The 11,452-nt window shown below is 46.6% G+C and carries 12 protein-coding genes; 4 read left to right on the plus strand and 8 right to left on the minus strand.

The features are described 5' to 3' along the window. Window positions 1–1,109 (plus strand): GGDEF domain-containing protein (locus VN379_RS24820; protein ID WP_325538815.1); only part of this gene is annotated, 1,109 nt, incomplete at its 5' end. 172 nt (window positions 1,110–1,281) lie between these two features. Then, complete coding sequence (locus VN379_RS24825) at window positions 1,282–2,511, plus strand: EAL domain-containing protein (RefSeq protein ID WP_325538816.1); 1,230 nt, start codon at window positions 1,282–1,284, stop codon at window positions 2,509–2,511. Window positions 2,512–2,544: 33 nt separating this feature from the next. Here the strand turns inward: VN379_RS24825 and VN379_RS24830 are convergent, their stop codons facing one another. The 3 genes from VN379_RS24830 to VN379_RS24840 all read right to left on the minus strand — a co-directional run bounded on the left by VN379_RS24830 (window position 2,545) and on the right by VN379_RS24840 (window position 5,609). Next, window positions 2,545–3,042, minus strand: coding sequence for an isoprenylcysteine carboxyl methyltransferase family protein (locus VN379_RS24830; RefSeq protein WP_325538817.1), 498 nt, complete (start codon window positions 3,040–3,042; stop codon window positions 2,545–2,547). Window positions 3,043–3,062: 20 nt separating this feature from the next. Continuing rightward, entirely contained in the window at window positions 3,063–4,115 is a 1,053-nt protein-coding gene (locus VN379_RS24835; protein WP_325538818.1) for a type III polyketide synthase, read from the minus strand. Between the two features lie 99 nt (window positions 4,116–4,214). Then, window positions 4,215–5,609, minus strand: coding sequence for an FMN-binding glutamate synthase family protein (locus VN379_RS24840; RefSeq protein ID WP_325538819.1), 1,395 nt, complete (start codon window positions 5,607–5,609; stop codon window positions 4,215–4,217). A gap of 164 nt (window positions 5,610–5,773) precedes the next feature. Here VN379_RS24840 and VN379_RS24845 point away from each other — a divergent pair, with 164 nt between their 5' ends. Further along, entirely contained in the window at window positions 5,774–6,223 is a 450-nt protein-coding gene (locus VN379_RS24845; protein ID WP_325538820.1) for a hypothetical protein, read from the plus strand. Window positions 6,224–6,318: 95 nt separating this feature from the next. Here the strand turns inward: VN379_RS24845 and VN379_RS24850 are convergent, their stop codons facing one another. Together VN379_RS24850 and VN379_RS24855 are read right to left on the minus strand one after the other, a co-directional pair. Further along, window positions 6,319–6,921, minus strand: coding sequence for an ECF transporter S component (locus tag VN379_RS24850; protein WP_325538821.1), 603 nt, complete (start codon window positions 6,919–6,921; stop codon window positions 6,319–6,321). Window positions 6,922–7,145: 224 nt separating this feature from the next. Next, entirely contained in the window at window positions 7,146–8,057 is a 912-nt protein-coding gene (locus VN379_RS24855) for a Na/Pi symporter (RefSeq protein WP_325538822.1), read from the minus strand. A 182-nt stretch (window positions 8,058–8,239) separates the two neighbouring features. Between VN379_RS24855 and VN379_RS24860 the strand changes: the two genes are divergently transcribed. Then, complete coding sequence (locus VN379_RS24860) at window positions 8,240–9,133, plus strand: radical SAM protein (protein ID WP_325538823.1); 894 nt, start codon at window positions 8,240–8,242, stop codon at window positions 9,131–9,133. Between the two features lie 66 nt (window positions 9,134–9,199). On the opposite strand, the gene VN379_RS24865 is transcribed toward VN379_RS24860, so the two are convergent. The 3 genes from VN379_RS24865 to VN379_RS24875 all read right to left on the minus strand — a co-directional run bounded on the left by VN379_RS24865 (window position 9,200) and on the right by VN379_RS24875 (window position 11,413). Then, window positions 9,200–10,408, minus strand: coding sequence for an MFS transporter (locus tag VN379_RS24865; protein WP_325538824.1), 1,209 nt, complete (start codon window positions 10,406–10,408; stop codon window positions 9,200–9,202). Between the two features lie 552 nt (window positions 10,409–10,960). Further along, window positions 10,961–11,113 carry a hypothetical protein gene (locus VN379_RS24870; protein WP_325538825.1) on the minus strand — a complete coding sequence of 51 codons (153 nt, stop codon included), beginning with the start codon at window positions 11,111–11,113 and terminating at the stop codon, window positions 10,961–10,963. A gap of 21 nt (window positions 11,114–11,134) precedes the next feature. Further along, on the minus strand, window positions 11,135–11,413 hold the full coding sequence (locus VN379_RS24875) for a helix-turn-helix transcriptional regulator (RefSeq protein WP_325538826.1): 279 nt from the start codon (window positions 11,411–11,413) through the stop codon (window positions 11,135–11,137). Between the last annotated feature and the right edge of the window lie 39 nt (window positions 11,414–11,452).

Below are 11,452 nucleotides of genomic sequence, written 5' to 3' on the forward strand. Positions count from 1 at the left end.
ATATTGAAATAGTACAGAACCATCACATAAAACAATCCCGCAAGGTTGTTGATATCCAGACTAAAATCAACAAAGTTCCTTTGCTGCTGTGGAAATTTATGCTGGCAGACTCCGAAGAAAAAAAATCGTATCTTACCAAACAATTAATTGATCAAATCGGCGAGATCGAAAATGAGCAATTAGTTACTTTTAACAGAGATTCGGATGAAACAGTCTTATATAGTTATGTCCAGAAAAACTGGATTGACTACAAACATTTCGTTTTAAAAACAATCGTCGCTGATAACACCAATGACCCGGTGACCGCCCAGGATGCTTTGACAACAAGCCTCATTTATCTTGAGCGGGTAAATGATAGTATGAAAATGATTGTTGACTTCCATCAAAATGATGTCTCGCAGAAAACAGCGAATGTGGCTGCTATTGCCCAGAGTTCAAAACAGAATGTATTCGTGTTTTCCTTCATTGCAATTGCAATCTTCCTGTTTGTTGTCTGCATTACCTTCCGGAAAATTATCTTAACAGAAAAACAGCTGCGCAAACAAGTCCTAGAACTCGCTGAGAAAAATGCCCTGCTGGCAGAAAAAAACCTCCGAATCAGGCAGTTGGCTTACGAGGATAATCTTACAGGCTTAGCCAATAGATATGCCTTTCAGTCCGCATTAGCAAAGGAATTAAGCGCTGTCTGGATAAACAACAGCACCGGCTCAGTCGTTTTCTTTGATATTGATGGCTTTAAACAGGTAAATGATCGCTATGGACATGACGTAGGCGATGAGCTTCTCACTATTATCGGGACCCGTATCAAATCCTTATTAGAACCTGAGATTTCTTTTGGCGCACGTTTTGGCGGCGATGAATTTGCTCTGTTCTTTCGCAACATTACCGTAACAGGAATTATTCCTGTTCTTGATAAACTTTTGAACACAGTTTTTGTACCGGCTGAAGTTCAGGGCATATCGTTCCATCCCACGGCCAGTATCGGAGTGGCTTTTTACCCACACCAGGACAGTAACGCCGCCGGCTTACTAAAAAAGGCTGATATCGCTATGTATCAGGCCAAGGCTAAGAAAAATGCCTATGTCCTGTATAATGACAGTATGAAATAAAAGTGCTTTTCAGCACTATGCCACTTCTTGACAAGGCAGCTAACGGCAACGTATACTGACATCACATAAGCGAAGGTGTCAATGTTGACCTCCTAACACATAGTGTGTTTAGGAGTTTTTTGTTATCGGCGCAAACCATGTTTTCTTTATCAATTCGAAAGGATGATACTAAGTGAATAACGCCACCGGCCAAATAGATTTAGGCAAACTACTAGCAAATAAATCTATTACTACATGGTTTCAACCAATTGTCTCAGTCAAACAGCACTCAATTGTAGGATATGAAGCCCTCTCCCGTGGCATACAACCGTGTACCAAGGAGCTCATCGCTCCCAACACCTTGTTTTCTTTAGCCGCAGCGACTAATCAGTTGGTGGAATTAGATAGAATATGCCGGGAGAAAGCGTTAGAGAACTATAAGCCACTGTCAACCCTTAATGAGCGCAAGCTCCTGTTTATCAATTTTGATACCGCTATTATTGATGAGGGGGTCGTAGGCTCAGGCAATCTGAACAATTGCGTGCAGCGGCTCGAATATAAGCCCTCTTCAATCGTCATTGAAATTATTGAATCCAAGGTTTGTGATATCGGAGCGCTAAAAAGCTTTGTTGCCAGGCACAAAGAATTAGGGTTCCTGATTGCACTGGATGATCTTGGCAACGGGCATTCAAATTTAGACCGGATTTTTCATGTACGACCTGATATCATTAAAATTGATCGCTGGCTGATCAGTGGCTTAGATACCGATTATTATAAGCAGGAACTGTTTAAAGCACTTGTCTACATGGCTAAAAAAACCGGTTCACTGGTTATCGCCGAGGGAGTCGAAACCGAAGCGGAGGCACTGGCCAGCCTGGAATTCGGGGCTGACTTGCTGCAGGGATATTATTTCTCCAGACCACAGCCACTAGAGGTGATATGCCCCCTGTGTTTTAACAACAAGCTGGATCACATATCATCCAGTTTCAGAAATTCTAAACTTAGAAAAATCACCAATGACTGCTGCAAAAAAAATGATTATCATATACTTCTGCGTGATGTGCTGGAACAATTGAGTACAACGTCCCCCGATTATTTCGAAGTCACACTGCAGCAGGCGATACTTAATAACCCCCTTATTCAATACTTATATATACTGAATATAGACGGAACTCAGATTACCGACAGTATCGGAGTGCCCGGTTCGGCCGGTGGGCAAATCTCTGCCATCTTTCAAGCTGACAGAAAGGGAACCGACCAGTCTCTAAAAGAGTATTGCATGTTTATTCAGGCTGGTCTGGAGACATATATGACGGAACCATATATTTCGCTAGCCAACGGTAATCCCTGTATTACCTATTCTATTACCTTTCGGGACAACACCAACAAGCAGCATATCCTTTGTGCGGACTTTATCCCATAATGAAAAACCCCCACTAGCTTCTTCCATGTAGAGCTACCGGGGGTCTTTCATTTGTTCCAGGGCTCTTTCTTCTTCAGGAATGCGAACAAAGAGCAGCAGAACTGCATTACAGATTGTGGCAATAATCGCCGTTTGGATTGCACCGAAAAGCAACGGTACCGCCGCCAGTTCTGTGGCAACTGCTACATAGTTAGGATGCCTGATTAAACGATATGGACCCCGCTTAACACATTGCTCTCCGGGAATAACCAAAATGCGGGTATTCCAGCAGCGCCCCAGACTGACAATACACCAATACCTAAGCAATTGCGCACCAATAAACAGTCCTAACCAGACCGGCCAAACAGCAGATAACCCGCCTGCCACTTGGCCTTCGATAATCCAACCGGCCAGCCAGCCGGCGTGAAGGATAAAAAATAGCCAGTAATGCTTTGCCCCATATTCCTGTGCGCCACAGGCCAGCGCCCAGCGGCGATTGTTTTGCGCCAGCACCAGTTCACCAAGCCGCTGTACAACAATGAGCACAGCCATACCTATGATTGGCCACCACACTACCATCTAAACAGTACCTGTTCAGCACTAAAGCCCGGCCCTAAGGCCAACATCAGTCCGTAACGGTCAATAGGCTTAACGGTTGCCATAAACAGTTCCAGGACAAACAATACTGAGACGCTCGACATATTACCATACCCAGCCAGCACAGCATATGCATCCTTTAGCTTATCCGGGGACAAGTTGAGGCTTTCAGCATAAGCTCCAAGTACTTTTGCGCCACCAGGATGTACTACATAATGCGCTACAGCATCACAGTCAATCTCATGCTTGTTACATATGCCTCCTGTTAACTCTGGTAAATACCGGCGAATAATACTGGGTATATCCCGCGAGAACCGCACTTGCAGTCCTCCTTCTACAACATCCCAGCCCATAATGTCTTCAGTATCAGGGAATAAGGTACTATAGCTGTCAATAATCGCAGGACCGTAGCCTCCAGGCGCAATAATTGCGGCGGCAGCCCCATCGGCAAAAAGACTTGTACCCACAAGATTAGCTTTCGAGTAATCGCCGCGTTGGAAGGTTAAACTGCATAGCTCAACCGCTACCAATAAGACTGCCTTCCCCTGTAATGAGTAACTAATTTGAGCTGCCCTGGCAATGCCAGTCACGCCACCGGCACAGCCCAGCCCCCAGACCGGCAGACGGGAGGTGTCATGCGGCAAACCTAATCTTTGAATAAGCCTGGCATCAAGGGTTGGCGTTGCAATCCCGGTTGATGAAACAAAAATGACCATACCGATATCAGACAACCCTATCCCTGCCCGCTCAATAGCCTGGCTTGCAGCCTGTACTGCAAGCTCCAGGGCAACCTGCTCATATACTCTATTTGCTTCAGCAAAGGTATGCGGCTTGGCATACCATTCCAGTGGTTGGGAAAGATGTCTTTCGATGATTAAACTGTTCTCAAACACCGGTAACAGCCGGTCAAGATTGTGGAGATTATCGCGAAACAATGATGCTACGAAGCCTTTAATATCCTCTTGCCTCAGGCAATAAGCCGGCACAGCTGTTCCCACTGATATAACCTGCGGAACTCTCACACGCATCCCTCCTGCTAACTTTAAAGCGACTACTATAAAGCTATTGCAGCAGAGCTAAAAAATGCCTGTCAGGAAAAAATCTTCATGAGAAACTTAAAAACACACCTAATGTAACGGCAATCCCTGGGGTTGATAATACTCGTCCGGAATCGCAACTGCCCCTAGCGGCGGCCGGTGGCTGGCAGCATAACGAATGCCGGCAAACTCAGCCAGGTCTCTCTCCACTGTTACCAGATCTGTTCGTTCCAGGTCTCTTAACGCTTGTTTACCGACAGCCTGGGCGGCCAGTTGCATCTCAATAGTACAGGAGTTCAGAAAATTGCCCAGGTGCCTGGCAGCCTTATCAACATCAAGCTTATCGGTAATTTTGCCGCTATACAGTGCCATCTGGGAGGGCGGTGCCTGCGGCAGTGTTTTAACCACCTGGGACTGCATTGCAGCCATCAAAGCGATTGTACCAATATACACAGCATCAGCCCCTAACGCCAGAGCCTTCAGGAAATGCCCCGGGGTTGTCATTCCGCCTGCGATAATAACACTGAAGCGGTCCCGCAGATGATTGTCCTCCAGCCAATCCACAGTCCTCACAAGGGTATGAAAGGTTGGTAAACCAACATTGTCCTGCAGTGTCGGGTTTGACGATGCTGTGCCACCTTCTGAGCCGTCAACAACGATATAGTCAGCCTGTGTTTGCGCAATAACCGCAAGTTCATATTCTAGATAATCAGTTCCGGCTATTTTTACCCCTACCGGTACATCATACTGCTCTTTCATCGAGTTAACCATATTTATGTAATCCTGAGGGGTCTGTTTGCCAGGCATCCGGGCGTAGATCGTGTTGCTCTCCCCTTCCCGCAGATGCCAGGCTTTTCGTAAATGTCGTCCGATTTCGTCAGCAGCCATCGGCTCGTCGACAGCACCGCCCCAAGCCCCCTGGCCTAACTGGATCTCAATCGCATCCAGCCTGCTTAGCTGTTCCTGACCACTTAGCTGCCCGCCCCGGTGATACTGACCTACCAGATATTTTGCGGCATCACGTTCTTCATTAGTAACAGCAGACTCACCGGTATTGGTTGAGGTTCCTGCCAAAGCCGCCCCTTTGGCCATGGCCAGTTTCATAAGCAGACTCAGGGAGCCGCCATAAGACATACCTGTAATCATGATGGGAATATCTAACCGTAACGGGCGCTTAGCGTTAGGACCAATCACCGTTCTGGTATCAACCTGGGTATAGTCCGGATAAGGTAATTGAAACAATTGCTTAGGGTTAAGCAGTATTTTATCCCATGGCGATAATACAACCGGGCTGCCTAACGGCCTGGTCAATTCTGTGCCGGCTTCAGCCCGCATCGCCGCCTCCATAATGGCGCGTGGCGATAGTTTTTCGGCTACTGTCACCATCAGGAACGGGTTATCAGGATAGTCTTCGGTAAGCATTTTTGCCATAGCCTCATCAGCCATGGGGTCCATCAACTTCATCATCATCCAGCTTAATAACATAGCTACCACCTCCGTATTTGCTAATAGTCTGCCCCGTTTGCAGTTATACTTGTAAAGAATTCACAAAAAACAATGTTTAGATGACACTTAATACCAGCTAAATGCCGGATAAATACTGCCAAATTCCTTATAATAATAACAAAAATCATGATTAGGAGGTTCTCATGAGAATTATATTTCGCACTAAAATTATACCTGCTGTTATATGCTTACTGTTAACAGGCTTGCTTTTCAGTGGCTGTTCGAACAACATGTCCCCCGTTGATCCCCAGGGAACTACCCCACCTTCCCCACCTAAACAGACAACAGGTACTCAGGAGCACAAAGTCACCTATAACTACGGCGATACCGGCCCAATCCAACTCTCAGCCAACAATCTGGTGTTAAGCGTAGGTCAAAAGCTAATCCTTGCACCAGCCCCAGGCCTTACCAAAAACACCCGTTTTACATCAAGTGGTGAAAACTTTTTTGGTGATATTATGCAGCAGGAGGGTGACACAGGTACTGGGCAAGTGGTATTTGTGGCAAAAAAAGCAGGAAAAGGTAAGCTCCAAATTATCCCTAATACCAACGAGACCAGCAGAGCCACTGAACTGTGGGTTACAGTACAATAAGTGTAATCATAGCAAACAAAAAGCGCCCACTATCTGCCAATAGCAGCTTAGTGGGCGCTGATCATTTTATTATAGACTTGTTTAGCAACAAGGGTTTAGTTCTTATACCGCTTCTTAATAGCTGTCACAATTGGCACACTGATCGCAGTGGCAATGATCGCCTCCGGAACCCCGTTAACTAAGGCGATACCGTAAATCACCTTAGCAGTTGCCGCCAGATCAATGCCTCGCACCTCGGCAAACTGAGCAGCATACAAGACGTAGATCATCGTCAGCACACCAAAGGTATTGGTAAGAGAACCGACCAGGGCTCCTACCCCAATCCGCACTCCTTCATTCTTGGCCCAGGTCCATTTATACGCATAATAGGCAGTAATACCGATAAGTACCCGGGGCAGTACGGAAACCAATGGATTTATAAAAGCAAAAGATAGAATATTGGGTGCAGTCAGGCTTTGGACAATGCTAAACAGACCAAAGAGTAAACCAATCATCGCACCAACAGCCGGCCCCTCCAATATCGCACCGATAATAACAGGGATCTGCATAATTGTCGCCTTAGCCGTAGGCAATGGAATAAATCCATACCCGGAAAGGCCCAAAATAATTGATATCGCTGACAACATTCCAACAATGGCAATCTGCCGCACACCAAATCTTCCTGTAGTACGTAACGCTTCTGTTTTTCCCATTCCCATTTCTCTTTACCTCCGTTCTTATTCCTTTAGGATATAAGTCGTTTTTTATTAAAGCGCCGCCCTTTCCCTCAGTCTGGTTTCCATTGAATACCAGCTATCTTAATGGGTTTAGTGGTGCTCCGCATACATATTACCACATTTCAAATAAAATTTGTATAGGTTATTTTAACTTTTTTATACTCTGAAAATTCAATAAAAATACACCTTGAAAATATACGGGGATACTACCGCCTGGGTATCAATAGACAGATCAGATTAACAAACTGATTAAATACCGGCAATACCATAATTGAAGACAGAATATTGAACAGGGTATGAATTACAGCTACCTGCCCACTGAAATCATCGGTAAAAAGCCCGGCTGCTGCAATAAGCCAATGCGTCACCGGGAAAAAAACAATAACCCCTAAAACATTTAACAGAATATGCGACATGGCAACCCGCCTGGCGGCAACAGGTGCGGCGGCACTAAAAACAATAGAGGATACACACGATCCAATGTTATTGCCATAGATTACATATGCGGCTGTATTAATATCAACAAGCCCCATATCAGCAAGCAGCATTAAGAGCACCGTAGCGGCACTGCTGGATTGAAACATCAATGTCGCCAGAATACCGCCCCAAATGCCGTATAGCGGCTGGCAATTAGCCAAAACCAGGTATTCAGCCATCTCAGTCAATTGCGCCAGACTTGAAATACCCTTTACCAGCAAATCTAATCCGGCAAACATACTTAGCAGGCCGGAAAGAGCCAGACCTAAGTAACGCTGTCTGCCTGAGATACTAAGCAGGAGTGAGAGCAGCAGCAAGGGCAGTATAACCTCTAATGGGATCGACAAACTTACCAGTTGAACGGTCGAGCATGTACCAATATTGGCTCCCAGGATTATACCCAGGGCTTGACGAAAAGACATATAATCAGCGCTCACCAGTCCGATTGTAATAAGACAGACAGTTGTGCTGCTTTGAAATAAAGCTGCAGTAATTGTTCCCAGCACCAGACCCCGGCCTGGCGTCTTGGTCAACTTGCCCAGTACCCCTTGCAACCGGTGCCATAGTGCCTTTTTCAGACCGTAGCGCATGAGAAAAATACCGCCCAGCAGCAGGGCAAGCCCGAGCAGGATATTCAGCATAGTTATACCCTCCGGTTCAGATTTCGGTATTACTACAATATGTTCGAGGGTATTGGCATATGTTTGTAAGCAGTCCATCTATTTAATTCACTTTACAAAGCATCCTGGGCGCGCTAAAATATACACGCCATCTCCGGTCCGGCGACCCCTGACTGAGGAAAATACAGCTAAGGAGCTTGTCCATGATGCTGCAATCCTGTACGCTCTGCCCGCGCTCCTGCCGGGTTAACCGCCTTGCCGGTGAAAAAGGTTTTTGTCAGGCAGGCCTATTGCCGTCAGCTTCCCTTGCGGCCCTGCATCACTGGGAAGAGCCCTGCCTGTCTGCCACTAACGGCGCCGGCACAATATTCTTTGCGTTTTGTAATCTGCGCTGCGTTTTTTGTCAAAATCATAGCATCAGCCAAACCGGCTGTTCCAGGGAAATTACAATCGAAAGATTAGCTGCCATCTTCCTCGAACAACAGGCTCGCGGCGCCCATAACATCGATCTTGTTACTCCTACCCATTACGTTCCCCAGATTATCAAAGCCCTTACCCTCGCCCGCCAGGCCGGCCTTGCATTACCTGTCGTTTACAACTCCAATGCCTATGAAATGCCTGATACCATTGCCTCATTAGAGCGGCATGTCGATATTTTCCTGCCTGATCTCAAATATTACGACAACAGCTATGCGGTGCGGTATTCCGCAGCCCCTGATTATTTTGTCTATGCCAGCCAGGCTATCACCAAAATGGTTGACCTGGCCGGCCCCCCTGTGTTTGATGCTGCCGGTGTAATGCAAAGGGGCGTAATCGTTCGCCACCTGGCCGTGCCGGGGTTACTGTCAGACAGTCGCAATGTCCTTAACTGGCTTTGGCATACTTTTGGCAACACCATCTTTATCAGCCTCATGAACCAATATACCCCACTCTATCAGGCCGCCAGCCATTCTGAGATTAATCGCCGCCTTACCACCTGGGAATACAATAAGCTCATCGACTATGCCAGCAGCCTGGGGATTGAAAACTGTTTTATTCAAACAGGAAAAACTTCTTCGTCCGATTATGTACCAGTTTTTGATGGCAGCGGCATTTAGTTAAAATAATAGCCTTTGGGCATAAAATGAAGCACTTGCACTTGGCAAATGCTTCATTTTATGTTTTCAGCATTGGGACTGGTGTTCTTTATGATAAGCTGCAGCCACAAATAACCCTGCTAAGAAAATAATCCCGCCCAGTACCAGCAGTACTCCCCCCGTAACAAGAAACACCGGTTTAATCCCAATCCAGGAACTAATCGCCCCGCCAATTAAAGGCCCAACCATACTGCCCAGCTGGTTGGCAGTTGTTGTAAGGCCGAAGATACGCCCTTGCGAGTTTGCGTCACTGCATGATACGGCAATCGTATTAATAGCAGGATATACACCGACGATAAATAATCCATAGAGAAATTGCAGTACGCCAAATTTGTAAATATCATCTGCGAAAAATTGACCAAGATTAAAGATACCGGCGCCGAAGAACGCAAGCATCAGTATTCTTAAGAAACCGGTGCGCTGACCCATGCGCCCCCATAACGGAGCCGAGACTGCACCGGCCACCCCGGCCAGACTATACACAATACCTGCAGTTAATATAACCCCTTCTGTGTTTCCTTGTAATTGCACAACGTACAGTGTAATAAGCGGCTGCAGGATCATACTCACCGCCTGAACCGAAAAAAGCAGCAACAGTACAGCTACTAACTTGCGGTTACCGAAAGCCGCCTTCAGGTCATCCCATATACTTCCCGGTGACTGAGCCTGGCAGTTTTCAGGCTCAGTCACTAAGCGCCCCACCATTAACGTACCAAGAAAAATAATAAACGCTGCAACCACAAAGGATAAACGCATTCCAAACAGGTGAGACAGAGTCCCGCCTAATACCGGGCCTAAAATCCCGCCAATCAACAGGGTTGTTTGCATAATCCCTAAGCTAAAGCCCATTTTATCCGGCGGTGTTGACGCCGCCACAATCGCCATAGAAGCCGGAACAAACCCATTGGCAACACCCTGAAGTATCCTGACAACAAGCAGGTCTACCGGATTTCTGACAAATGCCCCCAGGAGATACACAGCAGCCAGGCTAAAGCCCGCCCGCATAATCATCCGCCGTCTGCCGCTTTTGTCAGCGCAGCGGCCCCAATAAGGGGCCATTACGGCAGCAACTAAAAAGGTAATTGAGAATAGCAGCCCTGACCACATATTTACGCGTTCCGGAGTTACCCCGATATCAAGCAGGTACAACGGTAGAAATGGTATGACCATAGTATAACTTGAGCCTGACAGCATCACTGCAAAGGCTAATGTCCAAAGATTCCTGCGCCAATTCAATATAAAGACTCCTCAAAATCGATTATCAACTGCCACTCACCAAGGCAGATCATTAAAGTCACGTTTTGCGATTGACTACTAACACCGGCTTCAGCCTCATACGTATCTTACCACAGCCAATAGCGCCGGCTCAACAGCGTTGTCCCAGTCAAAACAAAAAAGCACGGAATAGCCAAAATCCACCATGGCTGTAGTAACAGGAATCAGCTGAAATGTAACGAATAGCTATTAATAGTTCCACAGAGCTCTCAACAGTAGCAAGGAGTTGATGTTATGCTCCGGGTCATTATTAAGGCCATGATTTTGGCTGCAACCTGTAGTAAGAACCTAATACGCATTCCAAGGAATAACTTATTTTTCGCGTTCCTGGTTATATTTCGACCAAGGTATTTTTGCAAGTCTGCCATTCTGCTGTTGCTAACTTTGCATTCACCATTTCGCAGGTTACTCCTCAAGGCGGCTTATGCTCAGGATAACAAGAGCCAATCCATCCCCCACAGTGGCAGGGATATAACCGCGAACTTGTATTGAATCCAAAATAAAGCGATATAATCAGCTAAAAACAGCCCTACCAAATGGTGGGCTGTTTTCTCGCCGTTTGTTGCCTTCCCAGGCCAGTGCATGTATTAGTCCGTAGAGCAAGCGATTACACACAAAGGTGCCTGCCGCATTGGAAACACGAGCAGGAATACCACCTGCAGGCATGTGTCCGACCTTCTAAACGTATTATTTTGTTCTCCCGACAGTGCAAAAGCGCCCACAGCCGAAGTTTTTGATATAGACAGTACTGCCATCCTCATCCTGCACCGCCAGACAGTCTCCTACCAGTTCCGGCACTGTAGCCTTTAGCAGTGATGCCATACGGGTAATAAGCCCTTGTCCCGGGCGCCAGCGGTTGGCTTCATAATGTTCGATAGCGGCAACTGATACACCAATAGACTCTGCCAGTTGTTCCCGGGACATACCGCATCGCTCGCGCAACATCCGAATTCTCTCGCCGATCATTATTTCCCCTCTTTATCTAGTTATCATACTATGATTAAC

This window comes from Sporomusa sp., assembly GCF_035561255.1.
Classification (GTDB): domain Bacteria; phylum Bacillota; class Negativicutes; order Sporomusales; family Sporomusaceae; genus Sporomusa.

Excerpts from the sequence above, each read along its gene's own strand:
- VN379_RS24830 (WP_325538817.1), bottom strand. The coding sequence starts at position 3,042 with ATGGCTGTGCTCATTGTTGTACAGCGGCTTGGTGAACTGGTGCTGGCG.
- VN379_RS24835 (WP_325538818.1), bottom strand. The coding sequence starts at position 4,115 with ATGCGTGTGAGAGTTCCGCAGGTTATATCAGTGGGAACAGCTGTGCCG.
- VN379_RS24840 (WP_325538819.1), bottom strand. The coding sequence starts at position 5,609 with ATGTTATTAAGCTGGATGATGATGAAGTTGATGGACCCCATGGCTGAT.
- VN379_RS24845 (WP_325538820.1), top strand. The coding sequence starts at position 5,774 with ATGAGAATTATATTTCGCACTAAAATTATACCTGCTGTTATATGCTTA.
- VN379_RS24850 (WP_325538821.1), bottom strand. The coding sequence starts at position 6,921 with ATGGGAATGGGAAAAACAGAAGCGTTACGTACTACAGGAAGATTTGGT.
- VN379_RS24855 (WP_325538822.1), bottom strand. The coding sequence starts at position 8,057 with ATGCTGAATATCCTGCTCGGGCTTGCCCTGCTGCTGGGCGGTATTTTT.
- VN379_RS24860 (WP_325538823.1), top strand. The coding sequence starts at position 8,240 with ATGATGCTGCAATCCTGTACGCTCTGCCCGCGCTCCTGCCGGGTTAAC.
- VN379_RS24870 (WP_325538825.1), bottom strand. The coding sequence starts at position 11,113 with ATGCCTGCAGGTGGTATTCCTGCTCGTGTTTCCAATGCGGCAGGCACC.
- VN379_RS24875 (WP_325538826.1), bottom strand. The coding sequence starts at position 11,413 with ATGATCGGCGAGAGAATTCGGATGTTGCGCGAGCGATGCGGTATGTCC.